The organism is Streptococcus oralis (assembly GCF_901543815.1).
Classification (GTDB): Bacteria; Bacillota; Bacilli; order Lactobacillales; family Streptococcaceae; genus Streptococcus; species Streptococcus oralis_CM.
Genome location: NZ_CABEIU010000002.1, coordinates 1,147,852 through 1,165,309, shown reverse-complemented (window position 1 = coordinate 1,165,309; position 17,458 = coordinate 1,147,852). Strand labels below are relative to the sequence as shown.

Annotated in this window: 17 protein-coding genes; 15 read left to right on the top strand and 2 right to left on the bottom strand. The window is 39.2% G+C overall.

Going from position 1 to position 17,458, the window contains the following annotated elements; all coding sequences use genetic code 11:
- Positions 1–34 precede the first annotated feature (34 nt).
- Complete coding sequence (gene sufB, locus FQT28_RS05910) at positions 35–1,447, top strand: Fe-S cluster assembly protein SufB (RefSeq protein ID WP_000797062.1); 1,413 nt, start codon at positions 35–37, stop codon at positions 1,445–1,447.
- A gap of 124 nt (positions 1,448–1,571) precedes the next feature.
- Complete coding sequence (locus tag FQT28_RS05905) at positions 1,572–2,969, top strand: APC family permease (RefSeq protein WP_143989687.1); 1,398 nt, start codon at positions 1,572–1,574, stop codon at positions 2,967–2,969.
- A gap of 22 nt (positions 2,970–2,991) precedes the next feature.
- Here FQT28_RS05905 and FQT28_RS05900 read toward each other — a convergent pair whose 3' ends face one another.
- Entirely contained in the window at positions 2,992–3,840 is an 849-nt protein-coding gene (locus FQT28_RS05900; RefSeq protein ID WP_143989686.1) for a YitT family protein, read from the bottom strand.
- 144 nt (positions 3,841–3,984) lie between these two features.
- Between FQT28_RS05900 and FQT28_RS05895 the strand changes: the two genes are divergently transcribed.
- Both FQT28_RS05895 and FQT28_RS05890 read left to right on the top strand, forming a co-directional pair.
- The gene (locus FQT28_RS05895; protein WP_143989685.1) at positions 3,985–4,821 is read left to right on the top strand and encodes a DegV family protein; all 837 of its coding nucleotides are present in this window, start codon (positions 3,985–3,987) and stop codon (positions 4,819–4,821) included.
- Positions 4,822–4,928: 107 nt separating this feature from the next.
- Positions 4,929–5,204, top strand: a complete 276-nt coding sequence (locus tag FQT28_RS05890; RefSeq protein ID WP_001284636.1) for an HU family DNA-binding protein — start codon at positions 4,929–4,931, stop codon at positions 5,202–5,204.
- Positions 5,205–5,333: 129 nt separating this feature from the next.
- Here the strand turns inward: FQT28_RS05890 and FQT28_RS05885 are convergent, their stop codons facing one another.
- Positions 5,334–6,320 (bottom strand): L-lactate dehydrogenase, encoded by a 987-nt coding sequence (locus tag FQT28_RS05885; protein WP_000204720.1) that lies wholly within the window; start codon positions 6,318–6,320, stop codon positions 5,334–5,336.
- A 194-nt stretch (positions 6,321–6,514) separates the two neighbouring features.
- Here FQT28_RS05885 and gyrA point away from each other — a divergent pair, with 194 nt between their 5' ends.
- The 11 genes from gyrA (at position 6,515) to FQT28_RS05835 (ending at position 17,458) form a co-directional block, all read left to right on the top strand.
- A complete protein-coding gene (gene gyrA / locus FQT28_RS05880; protein ID WP_143989684.1) occupies positions 6,515–8,983 on the top strand; it encodes a DNA gyrase subunit A in 2,469 nt (822 codons plus the stop codon).
- Positions 8,983–9,729 carry a class A sortase gene (locus FQT28_RS05875; protein WP_000018513.1) on the top strand — a complete coding sequence of 249 codons (747 nt, stop codon included), beginning with the start codon at positions 8,983–8,985 and terminating at the stop codon, positions 9,727–9,729. Before gyrA ends, FQT28_RS05875 begins: the two co-directional genes overlap by 1 nt.
- Before the next feature lie 74 nt (positions 9,730–9,803).
- Positions 9,804–10,220, top strand: coding sequence for a hypothetical protein (locus FQT28_RS05870; RefSeq protein WP_143989683.1), 417 nt, complete (start codon positions 9,804–9,806; stop codon positions 10,218–10,220).
- 26 nt (positions 10,221–10,246) lie between these two features.
- Positions 10,247–10,876 (top strand): hypothetical protein, encoded by a 630-nt coding sequence (locus tag FQT28_RS05865; RefSeq protein WP_143989682.1) that lies wholly within the window; start codon positions 10,247–10,249, stop codon positions 10,874–10,876.
- 131 nt (positions 10,877–11,007) lie between these two features.
- The gene (locus tag FQT28_RS10150; RefSeq protein WP_260467783.1) at positions 11,008–11,130 is read left to right on the top strand and encodes a hypothetical protein; all 123 of its coding nucleotides are present in this window, start codon (positions 11,008–11,010) and stop codon (positions 11,128–11,130) included.
- A gap of 119 nt (positions 11,131–11,249) precedes the next feature.
- On the top strand, positions 11,250–11,591 hold the full coding sequence (locus tag FQT28_RS05860; protein ID WP_143989681.1) for a hypothetical protein: 342 nt from the start codon (positions 11,250–11,252) through the stop codon (positions 11,589–11,591).
- A gap of 122 nt (positions 11,592–11,713) precedes the next feature.
- A complete protein-coding gene (locus tag FQT28_RS05855) occupies positions 11,714–12,061 on the top strand; it encodes a hypothetical protein (RefSeq protein WP_143989680.1) in 348 nt (115 codons plus the stop codon).
- A 125-nt stretch (positions 12,062–12,186) separates the two neighbouring features.
- A complete protein-coding gene (locus FQT28_RS05850) occupies positions 12,187–12,984 on the top strand; it encodes a formate/nitrite transporter family protein (protein WP_000254787.1) in 798 nt (265 codons plus the stop codon).
- A gap of 147 nt (positions 12,985–13,131) precedes the next feature.
- Positions 13,132–14,412, top strand: a complete 1,281-nt coding sequence (locus tag FQT28_RS05845) for an O-acetylhomoserine aminocarboxypropyltransferase/cysteine synthase family protein (RefSeq protein WP_143989679.1) — start codon at positions 13,132–13,134, stop codon at positions 14,410–14,412.
- A 93-nt stretch (positions 14,413–14,505) separates the two neighbouring features.
- The gene (locus tag FQT28_RS05840) at positions 14,506–15,780 is read left to right on the top strand and encodes a DUF2130 domain-containing protein (protein ID WP_143989678.1); all 1,275 of its coding nucleotides are present in this window, start codon (positions 14,506–14,508) and stop codon (positions 15,778–15,780) included.
- Between the two features lie 7 nt (positions 15,781–15,787).
- Positions 15,788–17,458 carry a coiled-coil domain-containing protein gene (locus FQT28_RS05835; protein WP_143989677.1) on the top strand — a complete coding sequence of 557 codons (1,671 nt, stop codon included), beginning with the start codon at positions 15,788–15,790 and terminating at the stop codon, positions 17,456–17,458.

Here is a 17,458-nt window from a genome sequence, read left to right as displayed (position 1 = left end):
AAACATAGAAATATATAATGAAAGAAAGGATATTATGGCTGAAGAAAGAGTAGAACCAAAACCAATTGATCTTGGTGAATATAAATTTGGTTTCCATGATGATGTAGAGCCTGTCCTATCGACAGGAAAAGGACTCAACGAAGGTGTTATTCGTGAATTATCTGCTGCCAAGGGTGAGCCAGAGTGGATGTTGGAATTCCGTTTGAAATCTTATGAAACCTTCAAGAAAATGCCTATGCAAACTTGGGGAGCGGACTTGTCAGAGATTGACTTTGATGACTTGATCTATTACCAAAAACCATCTGATAAACCAGCCCGTTCTTGGGATGATGTACCTGAAAAGATTAAAGAAACCTTTGAACGTATCGGGATTCCAGAAGCTGAACGTGCTTATCTAGCAGGAGCCTCTGCCCAGTACGAGTCGGAAGTGGTTTATCATAACATGAAAGAAGAATTTGAGAAGTTAGGAATTATCTTTACAGATACGGATTCTGCCCTCAAGGAATACCCAGACTTGTTTAAACAATACTTTGCGAAGTTGGTACCGCCGACTGATAACAAGTTGGCCGCCCTCAACTCGGCAGTATGGTCTGGAGGGACTTTTATCTATGTACCAAAAGGAGTCAAGGTAGATATTCCACTACAAACTTACTTCCGTATCAACAACGAAAATACAGGTCAGTTTGAACGTACCTTGATTATCGTTGATGAGGGAGCAAGCGTCCACTACGTAGAAGGATGTACAGCGCCAACTTATTCAAGCAACAGCTTGCATGCGGCCATTGTAGAAATCTTTGCCTTGGACGGAGCTTACATGCGTTATACAACTATCCAAAACTGGTCTGATAATGTCTATAACTTGGTAACAAAACGTGCCAAAGCTTTGAAAGATGCGACTGTTGAGTGGATTGATGGAAACTTGGGTGCCAAAACAACCATGAAATACCCATCTGTTTATCTGGATGGAGAAGGGGCCCGTGGTACCATGCTCTCCATCGCCTTTGCCAATGCAGGGCAACACCAAGATACGGGTGCCAAGATGATCCACAACGCTCCACACACAAGCTCCTCTATCGTGTCTAAATCCATCGCTAAAGGCGGAGGAAAGGTGGACTACCGTGGACAAGTAACTTTCAACAAGAACTCTAAGAAATCTGTTTCTCACATCGAGTGTGATACCATTATCATGGATGACTTATCAGCGTCAGACACCATTCCATTTAATGAAATCCACAACTCGCAAGTTGCTTTGGAACACGAAGCCAAGGTCTCTAAGATTTCGGAAGAACAACTCTATTACCTCATGAGTCGTGGATTGTCAGAATCTGAGGCAACAGAGATGATTGTCATGGGATTTGTCGAGCCCTTCACCAAAGAACTTCCAATGGAATACGCAGTTGAGCTGAACCGCTTGATTAGCTATGAAATGGAAGGTTCAGTCGGATAAGAATATGCAAAATCTGAACAGGAACTCTTCCTGTTCAGATTTTTTTCAAAAAGGACCTAATAAATATTCACAAAAATGCTTTTATATGGTAAAATAAAACAATTACATTTAGTGGAGATGAAGTATGAATATTTTTAGAACCAAGGATGTTAGTCTGAGACAGACAGAGATGCGCCGCCATTTGAAGTTGTGGGATTTGATTCTATTAGGAATAGGTGCTATGGTGGGGACGGGTATTTTCACCATTACAGGAACGGCGGCAGCTACACTAGCTGGTCCGTCACTAGTGGTTTCCATCGTGATTTCTGCCCTATGTGTTTCTTTATCAGCGCTCTTTTTTGCAGAATTTGCCTCGCGTGTACCTGCAACTGGGGGTGCGTATAGTTATCTCTATGCGATTTTAGGAGAATTACCAGCATGGATTGCTGGCTGGTTGACCATCATGGAATTTATGACAGCTGTTTCAGGTGTGGCGTCTGGTTGGGCAGCTTATTTTAAGGGCTTACTCAGTAATTATGGTATTTCCATGCCCCAAGCCTTAAATGATACTTTTAACCCCGAACAAGGCACCTATATCGACCTTTTACCTATTTTGGTGCTTGCTTTGGTAACAGGATTGGTTTTATTAAATTCCAAGGCAGCCTTACGCTTTAATTCGCTTTTAGTGGTCTTGAAATTCTCAGCTCTCGCCTTATTTATCCTAGTTGGTATTTGGTACATCAAGCCAGAAAATTGGATGAATTTTGCTCCTTTTGGCTTTGGCCAGATTTATGGAGGAAGCACTGGGATTATGGCAGGTGCATCTTTGATGTTCTTCGGTTTTCTCGGTTTTGAGTCGATTTCCATGGCAGTTGATGAAATTCAAAGTCCGCAAAAAAATATTCCTCGCGGAATTGTGCTTTCTCTGACAATTGTCACTATTCTCTATGTCTTGGTAACAATAGTATTGACTGGGATTGTTCACTATAACCAACTCAATGTGGACGATGCAGTGGCCTTTTCATTGCGTAGTATCGGAATTGGCTGGGCAGCCAACTATGTTTCACTGGTAGCCATTCTAACCCTGATAACCGTATGTATTTCCATGACCTACGCTCTGTCTCGGATGATTTATAGCTTAGCACGTGATGGACTTTTACCTCAAAGCTTCAAACAATTAAGCAAGACCAGTCGCGTTCCTAAAAATGCGACCATCTTAACAGGAGTTGCTTCAGCCATTGCAGCAGGAGTCTTTCCGCTAGCCAGTATCGCTGCCTTTTTAAATATCTGTACGCTAGCTTATCTCATTTTGCTTGCCTACGGTATTATCAAGCTCAGAAAGGATAAGGGCATGCCAAAAGAAGGAGAATTCAAAACTCCTTTAGTGCCGCTTTTGCCAGTCCTTTCCATTCTTATCTGTCTTTCCTTTATGCTTCAGTATACCAAGGAAACATGGATTGCCTTTGGACTTGCTTTGTTGGTTGGACTAGTGATTTACTTTACTTATGGCTATCGTCACTCTACACTTTCTGAAGAAGAATAAAAGCTGGGAATTCCCAGCTTTTTTAATCTTTTACATAAGTAAATCCTTCCCCCAGAATTTCATGAGCCTCTGTGATGGTGATAAAGGCTTGAGGATCGACTTGGTGAATCACATCCTTCATTTTAACGATTTCATTTCGACCGACGATACAGTAGATAATTTTTAAATCCTTTTTGCTGTAGTAACCTTGACCAGATATAAAGGTTACGCCGCGTCCGAGTTCATCGTTAATTTTTTCGGCTAACCGATCTGGAAATTGAGTGATAATCATGAATCCTTTGCCAGCATAGCCCCCTTCACCGATCAAGTCGATAACACGAGCGATGATAAAGTCAAACAAGAGAGTATAGGTAACGAGACGAAGATCTTGGAAGATAATTAAAATCAACATTAGGATAAAAAAGTCAATCCCAAAGAGCAATTTACCAATCGAAATATTGGTGTATTTGTTGAGGATACGGGCAACAATATCAGAACCACCAGTAGTCCCACCAGCATTAAAAATAATTCCTAGACCGACTCCCAGTAAAACACCAGAAACCAGTGAAACGATAATAAGATCACCTTGTAGGTCAAACTGTAAAGGAATTCTTTCAAAGACAGCAAGCCAGATCGAGAGGGAAATGGTTCCCAAAAGGCTGGAGTAGAGAGTTTTGGGACCAAATATCTTCCAGGCCAAGATAAAGAGAGGGATGTTAATCAAGAGATTCATCACTGAAACAGGAATTTTAAAGAGATAGAAGGTAATTAGTGTAATACCTGTCGCACCACCCTCAAATAGATGATAGGGAACTACAAAGTAGGTAAGACCAAAGGCATAAATAGCTGCCCCTAGTATGATAGTGATAATAGGCTGAACTTTTCGGATCATGATTCTCCCTCGCTTTTTCTATAGATAGATTATACCAAATTTTCAAGCGTTTTAATTGGATCTCTTATGATTTTTTAACAATTTTTTGATATAATAAAAGTGAAAAATCCCTATCTTATTGAGAAGAATAGAAAGATTGAAAATATGACACAAGTAAAAATTGTAACAGATTCTTCTGTCACCATCGAACCAGAAGTAGTTAAAGAGTTAAATATTACGGTTGTTCCACTATCCGTTATGATCGATAGTGTGCTTTATTCAGACGCAGATTTGAAAGAAGGGGAGTTCCTTCATCTTATGCAACAAAGTAAGAATCTGCCGAAAACCAGTCAGCCTCCAGTGGGAGTCTTTGCTGAGGTTTTTGAAGAACTAGGTAAAGACGGTAGTCAGATTCTCGCTATTCACATGTCCCATGCCTTGTCAGGAACTGTTGAAGCTGCTCGCCAAGGAGCGAGTCTCTCAACTGCTGATGTAACGGTTATTGATAGTTCTTTTACTGACCAAGCTATGAAGTTTCAAGTTGTTGAAGCTGCTAAACTTGCCCAAGAAGGAAAAGATTTGGAAACTATCCTAGCTCATGTAGAAGACGTCAAGAATCATACTGAACTCTATATCGGTGTTTCAACATTAGAAAACCTAGTGAAAGGTGGGCGTATTGGACGTGTGACGGGACTATTAAGCTCACTATTAAATATTCGTGTAGTGATGCAGATGAAAAACCACGAACTCCAACCAATCGTCAAAGGACGTGGTGCGAAAACTTTCAAAAAATGGCTTGATGAACTAGCAGAAACCCTTTCTCATAAATCTGTTGCAGAAATTGGAATATCCTACGCTGGTACCAATGAATGGGCCAATGAGATGAAGAATCTTTTACAAACTTATGTCGAAAAACCAATCTCAGTACTGGAAACGGGCTCTATTATTCAGACGCATACAGGCGAAAATGCATGGGCTATCTTAGTTCGATATCATTCCTAAAAAAATAGAGAAAAATCGTTAGAAATAGCGTTTTTGACTTGACCTGTGGGCAATTTTAGGATATGATTATATTTGTTAATTAGAAATTATTTGGAGGAATTATTAACATGGCAAACAAACAAGATTTGATCGCTAAAGTAGCAGAAGCTACAGAATTGACTAAGAAAGATTCAGCAGCAGCAGTTGACGCTGTATTTGCAGCAGTAACTGAATACCTTGCAGCTGGTGAAAAAGTTCAATTGATCGGTTTTGGTAACTTTGAAGTTCGTGAGCGTGCTGCACGTAAAGGTCGCAACCCACAAACTGGTAAAGAAATCAAAATCGCAGCTTCTAAAGTTCCAGCATTCAAAGCTGGTAAAGCTCTTAAAGACGCTGTTAAATAATGAATTTTCAAAAAGCCTATTGTATCAAGCTTTCTAGCTTGGTCAGTAGGCTTTTTGTTTTGGAAAATATGATTTTATCGTTCTGTGCAAAAAGAAAAAGGCTCCCATGAAATGAGAACCTTCTTTTAATTAGTTTTTAGAAGCTGCTTGGAATTCAGGATTTTTCCATGCTTCATCAATGATTGCTTGCAATTCTTTAGCAGATGCTTGCATTTTTTGAGTTTCCGCGTCGTTCAATGGGATGTTTACTGGACGAACGATACCATGTGCACCAACAACTGCTGGTTGACCGATAAAGACGTTTTCAACTCCGTATTGACCTTCTTGGAAGACTGAAAGTGGAAGTACTGCATTTTCGTCATCAAGGATTGCTTTTGTGATACGAGCAAGCGCTACGGCGATACCATAGTATGTAGCTCCTTTTTTGTTGATGATTGTGTAAGCAGCATCACGAACACCTTCGAACAATTCAATCAATTCAGCTTCTTGAACGTTTTGAGTGTCTTTAAGGAATTCTTCAAGGTTTACACCAGCGATGTTGGCGTGTGACCAAACGGCAAATTCAGAATCTCCGTGTTCACCCATGATGTAGGCGTGAACTGAACGAGCATCAACATCCAATTTTTCAGCAAGTGCTTGACGGAAACGAGCTGAGTCAAGTGAAGTACCTGAACCGATAACGCGTTCTTTAGGGAATCCAGAGAATTTCCAAGTTGAGTAAGTCAAAACGTCAACTGGGTTAGCAGCAACAAGGAAGATACCATCAAAACCTGATTCAACAACTTGTGTTACGATTGATTTGTTGATAGCCAAGTTTTTACCTACAAGGTCAAGGCGAGTTTCACCTGGTTTTTGAGGAGCACCTGCAGTGATAACAACAAGGTCAGCGTCTGCACAGTCAGAGTATTGAGCAGCGTAGATTTTTTTAGGTGAAGTGAAGGCAAGGGCGTGGCTAAGGTCAAGCGCATCACCAACAGCTTTTTCGTGTAATTGTGGAATTTCGATAATTCCAAGCTCTTGTGCAATTCCTTGGTTAACAAGTGCGAAAGCGTAAGATGAACCTACGGCACCGTCACCAACAAGGATCACTTTTTTGTGTTGTTTAGTTGAAGTCATTATCTAAACATCTCCTTCATTTTTTTTTAGGGGAATCCCCAGACACTTTCATTCTATCACTTTTAAAAAGCTTTGTCACGAATATTCTATTCGGTTATTGATGTAAACGTTTTAGTAGTTTCAGAAGCCTGAAATAAAGGACATTTTATGGTATAATATATCTAATTACTAATAGTGAAATGAGGCATTTATTAATGCAGGATAAAAATTTAGTGAATGTCAATCTGACAAAGGAGATGAAGACCAGCTTTATCGATTACGCCATGAGTGTTATCGTAGCGCGGGCCCTTCCTGATGTTCGAGATGGCTTGAAGCCTGTTCACCGCCGTATTCTTTACGGAATGAATGAATTAGGTGTTACTCCAGACAAACCTCATAAAAAATCAGCCCGTATTACAGGGGATGTTATGGGTAAATACCACCCACACGGAGACTCATCTATTTATGAAGCCATGGTCCGTATGGCTCAATGGTGGAGCTACCGTTACATGCTTGTGGATGGGCATGGAAACTTTGGTTCCATGGACGGGGACGGTGCTGCCGCTCAACGTTACACTGAGGCACGCATGAGCAAGATTGCTCTGGAAATGCTTCGTGATATCAATAAAAATACAGTTGATTTCGTTGATAATTATGATGCCAATGAACGTGAACCCTTGGTTTTGCCAGCTCGTTTTCCAAACCTTTTGGTCAATGGGGCAACTGGTATTGCTGTTGGGATGGCAACCAACATTCCTCCTCACAACTTGGGTGAAACCATTGATGCAGTGAAGTTGGTTATGGATAATCCTGAAGTGGCGACTAAGGACTTGATGGAAGTCTTGCCTGGTCCAGATTTTCCAACTGGTGCCCTTGTCATGGGAAAATCAGGTATCCATAAGGCCTATGAGACTGGTAAAGGTTCCATTGTACTTCGTTCTCGTACAGAGATTGAAACAACTAAGACGGGTCGTGAACGCATCGTTGTAACAGAATTTCCTTACATGGTCAATAAAACCAAAGTCCATGAGCATATTGTTCGCTTGGTTCAGGAAAAACGTCTTGAGGGCATTACAGCAGTACGTGATGAGTCCAACCGTGAAGGTGTTCGTTTTGTGATTGAGGTCAAACGCGACGCGTCTGCCAATGTTATCCTTAACAACCTCTTCAAGATGACCCAGATGCAAACTAACTTTGGTTTCAACATGCTAGCAATTCAAAATGGCGTGCCAAAAATCTTGTCCCTTCGACAAATCTTGGATGCTTATATCGAGCACCAAAAAGAAGTGGTGGTTCGCCGTACCCGTTTTGACAAGGAAAAGGCAGAGGCGCGTGCACACATCTTAGAAGGTCTTTTAATCGCACTTGACCATATTGATGAAGTGATTCGTATCATCCGTGCTAGTGAAACGGATGCGGAAGCGCAAGCTGAGTTGATGAGTAAGTTCAAGCTTTCTGAACGTCAAAGTCAAGCTATCCTTGATATGCGTCTCCGTCGTTTGACAGGATTGGAACGTGATAAGATTCAGTCAGAGTATGACGAATTAATTGCCTTGATTGCAGATTTGGCCGATATTCTTACCAAACCAGAGCGCGTGACTCAAATCATCAAAGACGAATTGGACGAAGTCAAACGCAAGTTTGGTGACAAACGTCGTACTGAGTTGATGGTCGGAGAGGTCTTGACCCTTGAAGATGAAGATTTGATTGAAGAGTCGGATGTCTTGATTACTCTCTCCAACAAGGGCTATATCAAACGTTTGGACCAAGGTGAGTTCACTGCTCAAAAACGTGGTGGTCGTGGCGTTCAAGGTACGGGAGTTAAGGATGATGACTTTGTGCGTGAGTTGGTTTCAACCAGCACCCATGATCATCTGCTCTTCTTTACCAATAAAGGACGCGTATATAGACTAAAAGGTTATGAAATCCCTGAATACGGTCGCACAGCCAAGGGATTGCCGGTTGTCAATCTTTTGAAGCTGGATGAAGGGGAGAGCATACAGACCATCATTAATGTTAAATCTGAACGTAGTGATGACGCCTATCTTTTCTTCACAACCCGTCACGGTATCGTGAAGCGAACCAGTGTTAAAGAATTTGCTAATATTCGTCAAAATGGACTTAAGGCTTTGAATCTCAAGGATGAAGATGAACTGATTAACGTCTTGCTGACAGAAGAAGACACAGATATCATCATTGGTACCAAATTTGGTTATGCCGTTCGCTTTAATCAATCAGCCGTTCGTGGTATGAGCCGTATCGCGACAGGGGTTCGAGGAGTTAACCTTCGTGAAGGAGATACTGTAGTTGGAGCTAGTGTCATCACTGACCAGGACGAGGTCCTTATCATCACTGAAAAAGGGTATGGTAAACGTACTCTTGCAACTGAATATCCAACAAAAGGTCGTGGTGGTAAAGGGATGAAGACAGCCAATGTTGCTGAGAAGAATGGACCTCTTGCAGGTCTCCTCACTGTTAAAGGAGATGAAGACCTGATGATTATCACGGATACAGGTGTCATTATTCGAACAAATGTTGCCAATATTTCACAAACAGGACGCTCAACTATGGGAGTTAAGGTGATGCGTCTAGACCAGAATGCCAAGATTGTGACCTTTACAACGGTTGATGCGGCAGAAAAAGAAGAAGTTGGGACTGAAAACGAAACAGAAGGTAAAGCATAATGTCTCATAAAAAAACGAAAAGTAAGAAGAATAAGCGTAGGAATCTATTTCTCAATATTTTAGCGGTTTTCTTAATTCTTTTATCCTTAGCTTTGATTTTTAATTCAAAGATTCGAGATCTCTTTATGGTGTGGAATACCAATAAATACCAAGTCAATCAGGTTACTAAAGAAAATATAGATGAAAATCTCAAAACGGAAGGGAATTTTGATTTTGATTCGGTTAAATCTATTTCATCTGAAGCAGTTCTAGCCGCTCAGTGGGACGCTCAGAAGCTTCCCGTTATTGGAGGAATTGCTATTCCCGAAGTGGAGATTAACTTGCCGATTTTCAAAGGGTTGGATAATGTAAACTTGTTCTACGGAGCAGGAACCATGAAACCAGACCAAAAAATGGGGGAGGGCAACTATTCTCTAGCGAGTCACCATATCTTTACTGCTGAAAATGCCAGTCAAATGCTCTTCTCACCTTTAGTTAACGCTAAAGCGGGTATGAAAATTTACCTGACCGATAAGGATAAGGTTTATACTTATGAGATTACGGAAGTTAAACACGTTACTCCGGACCGAGTAGATGAAATCGAAGATCGTGATGGCGTAAAGGAGATTACTTTGGTTACCTGTGTTGATTATAATGCGACTGAGCGTATAATTGTTAAGGGGATTTTTAAAGAATCAAAAGCTTATTCAGAGACTTCTGAGGATATTTTGAAGGCCTTTAATCAACCGTATAGACAACGTTATTAACCTCAAAAACCAGTGAAGAAGCAATTTCACTGGTTTTTTGTCAAATTGAGACATCAGTCAAAGGAGAATGATGCATGTTCGAATATTTTTTGTTTGGAATGAAAACGATGTGGGAAAGTCCTGTCTTTAGTTTTGCCTTTTACTTATTAGCCTCTATTCTTTTACTAATCTTTTGGCGACGTTTTATAATTGTCAGTCGTAGTGGTGGTGATTTTTTTGCCCCGTTTCACATTGCCAATGGGAGACTTTATATTCACAATGCTTTTGTATTTGTGAAGAGAATCATTCCGCTGAATAACATCAAAATGATTGAAGTCAAATATATTCGAAGTGTCAAATTGAATGGGGCAAGGTATCATTTGTGTATCGAAAGAAAAGATGGAAAAGCTGTCAGTTTTTTCTTCGGACAATCAAAACAGAATGATCTCCTTGTGAAGAATCTAAAGAATGAAACTAAAAACTACCATATTAGAATTGTGATAGATGGATAAGTGTTTAGCTTAAGAAAGGAATGATCATGGATAAGCTACAAGAAGTCAGAGAAAATGAACAGTTAAGGACCTTACTGATGACTGAATGTGATATTTATTTTTATGACAAGATAAGTGAAGTTCAGTTTTCAGGGAACAATGAGGAATACTCTCTTGCCTGTAAGGCATTTGCTCAAGACGGTAGTGGGGGAGAATATGTTTTTCTCGAAGATAACAGCATAGGCTTTATCGGAAGTGAGGGCCAAGTGGGGAGAGTAGCAGAAAGTCTGGATGACTTACTAACATTCCTACTTCACGCAGGTTGTATTTCAGATTTTAGCTGTCAGTATTTTTATCAGAACACAGACTTATTGAAAGCATTTTGTAGGGGCTATGTGTCTAAAATACGAGAAAGCTATCAGGCTAAGCAGGAAAATTGGGATCTGGTACGAGGAAATATGGCTCAAAAACTATCACTTGATTTCAATCCCCAAAAACTAGAAAAAGTAGCCATGGCATTTTATCAAGCAGCGACAAGGAAGCCTGTCTTTTCCTGTAAGTATATAGACGGTGAAGAAGAATATACCTGTGATTCAGTCTTGTCGGACATTGTGGGCTTGTGGACGACAGAACTTGTAGGCATGAGTAGAGAAGAAATCGAAAACTATAAAATTTGATAATGTATGATGCTTGCAAGATGATCATTCAACTTTAATGGTATCTTTTCAATGTGATAGGAAACTGGTCAGTAGGTTGAAAGGTTTATCGTAAGTAACCGAAGGATGCCTGGCATAAGAGAGGATAGATAATGAGTCAGTTAAGAGAAAAGTCTTTCGTTACGCTCAAAGAAGACATAACAAGTAGTTCTCCATTTGACAAGGATCTTCCTATGATATTCTTGGGAGGAATTGCCAATATGGCTGGACACTGAATCTTCATAGGAAAATCGGGGGAAGTGTTATTTTGGATATCATATTTCACATTTTAGAGAACTAAGTGAAGATGAGATATAGGACTTTCGCAGTAGGAAAAATAGATGAGGAGTTGACAATGAATAATCAGATTGACTTGATACTTCCAAACCTATACGCAGAATTCTTGAGTAAAATCGACAAAGCAGGAGAGTTGATAATAGAGAATACAGGCATCACCTTATACTCAAGACTAGATTTGTTAGAAAAAAACTCCACCTACCAAATAGAAGGGTGGGAACCTGATTTTTTCCTGATTGGGCAAGATGGGGATGTCGCTTTTTTTATAAAGAAAGATTCTGACGACACTATTTATATGAATGATTTGGGGGCATTAGGTTCACTGGAAATGAAACCCATATCTTTGAATATTTTCGAGTTTGTGCAACAAGCGAGTGAACATTATGATGATATCTTCTAATCATTGCAAGTGTTGTTATTTTATCATACGCGTGTGTGGAAGACATTTTTATGAAATCATTTGAACATTTTGATTAATGTTAATAAATTTTTAGTAAATGATAATGATTTGGAGAGTGAACAATGAATTTTGATGAAAGTTTACAGCAATACACTTATGAGCATGAGGGAGTGATCTTTGTTTGGGACAAAGAGCCTGATTGTGACTTTATAGATAAAGTTGAACTGTTATCAAAAAATTATCAGGAAAATCTCAATAGAATTATCAAGTTTATGCTAGCTGATCTTAAGGAAATGTATGGAGAAGTCAGCGAGGAAGATGTGAAGAACAAGCTGGGGAAACCTATCATTGACTACAATCAAGGAACAGTTAGTTATTGTGAGCAAACCTTCGATGACTGGCACCTATTTGAGTTTGAATTTTTGGATGATCAATTTGAAACATTGAAATGTTTTTCTGTTAATGGGTAAAGGAGAGATTTATGGAATTCCCCCAATGCCTTGATTTTCTTTGTAGAAAACGTATACAAGAAAGGCTTTTCAAAATGCGTGCTTTATGTTATAATATTCACAAATAAAAGTTTTAGGAGTTTTTTATGGTCTCTTCAGAATTTATCTCAAAGATTGAATTTGCTTGTAAGAAGAAAGAAAGTCTTTATAGTCAAAGTAAATTCAAGTACGCGATTCGTTCCATGTTTGCAGGTGCTTTTTTAACATTTAGTACAGCTGCGGGTGCAGTTGGGGCTGACTTGATTAATAAGATCGCACCAGGCAGTGGTCGCTTCCTCTTCCCATTTGTTTTTGCTTGGGGATTGGCCTACATTGTTTTCTTGAATGCCGAGTTGGTAACTTCAAATATGATGTTTTTGACAGCTGGTAGTTTCTTGAAAAAAATCTCTTGGAGAAAAACGGCTGAGATTTTACTTTACTGTACCTTGTTCAACCTTATCGGAGCTTTGATTGCAGGTTGGGGCTTTGCCCACTCAGCAGCCTATGCAAATCTGACACATGATAGCTTCATTTCAGGGGTTGTGGAGATGAAGTTAGGTCGTTCGAATGAGTTAGTCTTACTTGAAGGTATTTTAGCCAATATCTTTGTAAACATTGCCATTCTTTCATTCGTTTTGGTGAAAGACGGTGGGGCCAAACTTTGGCTTGTCTTATCAGCAATTTACATGTTTGTATTCTTAACAAACGAACACATTGCTGCGAACTTTGCTTCTTTTGCGATTGTTAAGTTCAGTGTTGCAGCTGATTCAATTGCTAACTTTGACATACCTAATATTCTTCGTCACTGGGGTGTAACCTTTGTCGGGAACTTCATTGGGGGCGGTCTCTTGATGGGATTACCATATGCCTTCCTCAATAAAAACGAAGATACTTATGTCGATTAAAGAAAAGAGCACGAGTCAATCGTGCTTTTTTTGATGTTTAAGATTAGTCATAGTTGTTCCTTATATCAAAATATAGAAAAACGGTATTGGAAAAGGCTAGACCAAGATGATACAATATCCTTAATGAAGCTATTTGGAGGTCGTAAAATGACTCGTGAATTTAAATTTGAAACCCTACAATTACATGCTGGGCAAGTAGTTGATCCAGCGACTAAATCTCGTGCAGTACCGATTTATCAAACAACATCCTTCGTTTTTGATGACACGCAGGAAGGTGCAGATCTGTTTGCCTTGAGAAAACCAGGGAACATTTATACTCGTATTACCAACCCTACAACAGCGGCATTTGAAGAAAGAATAGCTGCTCTTGAAGGTGGTGTTGGAGCGCTAGCAACAGCATCAGGTATGGCTGCTGTAACCTACACTATTTTGGCGCTTGCTCACGCAGGTGACCATGTGGTGGCAGCGTCCACTATTTACGGCGGAACCTTCAATCTTTTGAAAGAAACCCTTCCTCGTTATGGGATCACAACAACCTTTGTCGATGTGGATAATTTGGAAGAAGTGGAAGCAGCTATCAATGACAATACCAAGCTTGTCTTGATTGAAACCTTGGGGAATCCCTTGATTAACATTCCTGACTTGGAAAAATTGGCTGAGATTGCGCATAAACACCAGATTCCTCTCGTTTCAGACAACACTTTTGCCACACCATATTTGATTAACGTCTTCTCTCACGGTGTAGATATTTCCATTCACTCAGCAACTAAGTTTATCGGTGGGCATGGTACGACTATTGGAGGAGTGATTGTCGATAGCGGTCGTTTTGACTGGGCAGCTTCAGGGAAGTTCCCTCAATTTGTTGAGGAAGATCCGAGCTACCATAACTTGAGCTATACTCGTGATGTGGGTGCAGCAGCCTTTATTATCGCTGTTCGTGTTCAATTGCTCCGTGATACAGGTGCTGCCTTGTCACCGTTTAATGCCTTTCTCTTGCTCCAAGGGCTTGAAACTCTCTCTCTTCGTGTGGAACGTCATGTGCAAAATGCAGAGAAAATTGTTGATTTCCTTGTCAACCATCCTAAGGTAGAGAAGGTAAATTATCCAAAACTAGCTGACAGTCCTTACCATGCTTTGGCTGAGAAATATTTGCCAAAAGGTGTTGGTTCAATCTTTACCTTCCATGTTAAAGGCGGAGAGGCAGAAGCTCGCAAGGTAATTGATAATTTGGAAATCTTCTCTGACCTTGCAAACGTGGCAGATGCCAAATCTCTTGTTGTCCATCCTGCGACAACCACTCACGGTCAGTTGTCAGAAAAAGATCTAGAAGCAGCAGGTGTAACACCAAACCAAATCCGCTTGTCTATCGGTCTTGAAAATGTAGAGGATTTGATCGAAGATTTGCGCTTGGCTTTGGAAAAAGTATAAAGTAAACAGATAAACAGTGGGTTTCGACTCACTGTTTTTGATTTTCCCTCAGGCATGATATAATGGTTACAGAAGTCTAGAAAGAGGAAAGTTATGAACGAAATCAAATGTCCCAATTGTGGGGAAGTCTTCACAGTAAATGAGAGCCAGTATGCCGAACTTTTATCTCAAGTGAGAACAGCTGAGTTTGATAAGGAATTACACGATCGCATGAAGCAGGAGCTGGCCTTGGCTGAGCAAAAGGCCATGAATGAACAACAGATTAAACTGGCTCAGAAGGATCAAGAAATTGCTCAATTACAGAGTCAAATCCAAAACTTTGATACAGAGAAAGAACTTGCCAAGAAAGAGGTTGAACAGACAAGTCATGAGGCTTTATTGGCTAAAGACAAGGAAGTACAGGTCTTGGAAAACCAACTGGCTACCTTGCGTTTGGAGCATGAAAATCAACTGCAAAAGACCCTTTCTGACCTAGAAAAAGAACGGGATCAAGTTAAAAATCAGCTCCTCTTGCAAGAAAAGGAAAATGAGTTATCTCTAGCTTCCCTCAAGCAAAATTACGAAGCCCAGCTCAAGGCGGCCAGTGAGCAGGTAGAATTTTACAAGAATTTCAAGGCTCAACAATCTACAAAAGCCATCGGAGAAAGTCTGGAACAGTATGCAGAGAGTGAGTTTAACAAGGTCCGCAGTTTTGCCTTTCCAAATGCTTACTTTGAGAAGGATAATAAGGTTTCTGCGCGTGGGTCTAAGGGGGACTTTATCTTCCGTGAATGTGATGAAAATGGTGTCGAAATCATTTCCATCATGTTCGAAATGAAAAATGAAGCGGATGGGACGGAGAAGAAGCATAAGAACTCGGATTTTTACAAGGAATTGGACAAGGATCGTCGGGAGAAGAACTGTGAGTATGCTGTTTTGGTGACCATGTTAGAAGCAGATAACGACTACTTTAACACAGGGATTGTTGATGTCAGTCACGAGTATGAAAAGATGTATGTGGTTCGTCCTCAGTTCTTTATCCAGTTGATTGGTCTCCTGCGTAATGCGGCGCTTAATTCTCTAAAATACAAACAAGAACTAGCCTTAGTTCGCGAGCAGAATATCGATATCACGCATTTTGAGGAAGACTTGGATGCCTTTAAACTAGCTTTTGCAAAGAACTATAACTCCGCTTCGACCAACTTTGGTAAAGCAATCGATGAAATCGATAAAGCCATTAAGCGTATGGAAGAGGTTAAGAAATTCCTAACCACATCCGAAAACCAACTCCGCCTCGCTAACAACAAGTTGGAAGATGTTTCGGTTAAAAAATTGACCCGAAAAAATCCAACTATGAAAGCGAAGTTTGAAGCACTGAAGGGGGAGTGAGAAAGCAGTGGAAAATGAATTATTAGTATTGGGTACTGAAGAAGTAGATGAGTCTAAAAATATAAACTATGACGAATTAGAAGAACTATTGGAACAGCAATTTACAATGGAGTTTTCTAATCTCGAAAAATTAGAACTAGAATGTAAAGAGATTAGTTCACCAGATAAATTAGGAGATGTTATTTTAGATGAAATCTGGGATCAATTTGCGAATCAAATTGGTTTAGATATGACAAGTGACACGCTTCTTAAGCAGTATAACGATAAACATCCTAATGGTTATACAAAAGAAGAGGGTGCTAAAATAATGAAAGATAAAAGGTATACTGATGCAAAGAATGCTATGAAAGAAAAGCAAAAATCTGGAAATTTAAAGGATAAATATACTGGAAAAACTTTAAAATTAAATGAAAACGCAAATTTGGATCACGTTGTAGCACGTAAACAAATTTTTGAAAATTCTTGGAGAAAGATTGCTGATATAGATACTGCAGATTTAGCAAACAAAAAGGAAAATTTAGCAGCAACTAATGAATCGCTTAATAAAAGTAAAGGTGCAAAATCTAATAGCGAGTATATAAAGGATAGAGAAGTAAGAGAAAAAAATCTAAAAGAACAAGTTGAAAGAGCTAATAAAAAAATTGACAAGATGAATATCTCAGATGCCGAAAAGCGAAATCTTAAGGCAGAAAATAATAAAAAATTAAATGATAAATTGACTGCTGATTCAGATAAGATGATTAAAGCTGAAAAAAGAGCAAATAAAGCTATTAATAAACATATAGCAAAAAAAGTACCTGTAAAAATGGTTAATAAAGCTGGGAAAGATGCTATAAAAGCTATGTTGGTAGCTGCTTTATTTGGAATGCTAAAAGAAATAATGAATGCTTTAGTGAGATATTTTAAATCAAAGAAACAATCTTTTGATACATTTCTTGAGGAAATGAAAAAAGCTCTTCATTCATTTTTTGGTAAAATCAAAGATTTTATTAAGGTAGGTGTAGATAGTTTTGTTGGAAGCATTGTAGGAGAAATTATTGGTGCTTTCGCTGAAAAACTAAGAAAGTTACCAAATTTGTTAAAACAATTATTTGGTTCAATTAGAGAAAGCATCTCTTATCTATCAAAACCTGAAAATCAATCTCATTCTACTGTAATTAAAATTGCTCATGTTTCAAAAATTATTACATCCGCATTAGTAGGTGTAGGCGCAATGTTTTTAGGAGAATATTTTGAACATTTTTTAAATAAGATACCAGGTATGACTTTTGAAATAAAACTTCTAGGAACAATTGCTAATATTTTAGGGATGTTCTTAGCAAGTTTACTAACAGGTGTCTTGGGAGCGATCATCATTAACGGACTTGATGGTTTTATATCAAGAAAACTACAAGCTGAAAATAAAAGGCAACAAGCTAATAAGAGAAACGAATTGTTAAGAATTCAGGAAGTCCAAATTTTTGTTGCCGAGCAAAATGTTGCTGTTAAGCTAAATGATATTTTCAGTAAGATGGCTAAGAACCATCAAAAACTAAGAGAACTACTTGGTAATGTTGATGAAGAGTTTTCTAATTCAAAGATTGATTTCAAACAGCGATTATTAGCTAATGAAATTTACTTTGATGAAAAGCAAAATGAACTTGAAGAAATGCAAAGTGCATTAAATGATTTATTATAG

Bases quoted from the DNA above. Each gene is read 5' to 3' on its own strand.
- sufB (WP_000797062.1), top strand. From the start codon at position 35: ATGGCTGAAGAAAGAGTAGAACCAAAACCAATTGATCTTGGTGAATAT.
- FQT28_RS05905 (WP_143989687.1), top strand. From the start codon at position 1,572: ATGAATATTTTTAGAACCAAGGATGTTAGTCTGAGACAGACAGAGATG.
- FQT28_RS05900 (WP_143989686.1), bottom strand. From the start codon at position 3,840: ATGATCCGAAAAGTTCAGCCTATTATCACTATCATACTAGGGGCAGCT.
- FQT28_RS05895 (WP_143989685.1), top strand. From the start codon at position 3,985: ATGACACAAGTAAAAATTGTAACAGATTCTTCTGTCACCATCGAACCA.
- FQT28_RS05890 (WP_001284636.1), top strand. From the start codon at position 4,929: ATGGCAAACAAACAAGATTTGATCGCTAAAGTAGCAGAAGCTACAGAA.
- FQT28_RS05885 (WP_000204720.1), bottom strand. From the start codon at position 6,320: ATGACTTCAACTAAACAACACAAAAAAGTGATCCTTGTTGGTGACGGT.
- gyrA (WP_143989684.1), top strand. From the start codon at position 6,515: ATGCAGGATAAAAATTTAGTGAATGTCAATCTGACAAAGGAGATGAAG.
- FQT28_RS05875 (WP_000018513.1), top strand. From the start codon at position 8,983: ATGTCTCATAAAAAAACGAAAAGTAAGAAGAATAAGCGTAGGAATCTA.
- FQT28_RS05870 (WP_143989683.1), top strand. From the start codon at position 9,804: ATGTTCGAATATTTTTTGTTTGGAATGAAAACGATGTGGGAAAGTCCT.
- FQT28_RS05865 (WP_143989682.1), top strand. From the start codon at position 10,247: ATGGATAAGCTACAAGAAGTCAGAGAAAATGAACAGTTAAGGACCTTA.
- FQT28_RS10150 (WP_260467783.1), top strand. From the start codon at position 11,008: ATGAGTCAGTTAAGAGAAAAGTCTTTCGTTACGCTCAAAGAAGACATA.
- FQT28_RS05860 (WP_143989681.1), top strand. From the start codon at position 11,250: ATGAATAATCAGATTGACTTGATACTTCCAAACCTATACGCAGAATTC.
- FQT28_RS05855 (WP_143989680.1), top strand. From the start codon at position 11,714: ATGAATTTTGATGAAAGTTTACAGCAATACACTTATGAGCATGAGGGA.
- FQT28_RS05850 (WP_000254787.1), top strand. From the start codon at position 12,187: ATGGTCTCTTCAGAATTTATCTCAAAGATTGAATTTGCTTGTAAGAAG.
- FQT28_RS05845 (WP_143989679.1), top strand. From the start codon at position 13,132: ATGACTCGTGAATTTAAATTTGAAACCCTACAATTACATGCTGGGCAA.
- FQT28_RS05840 (WP_143989678.1), top strand. From the start codon at position 14,506: ATGAACGAAATCAAATGTCCCAATTGTGGGGAAGTCTTCACAGTAAAT.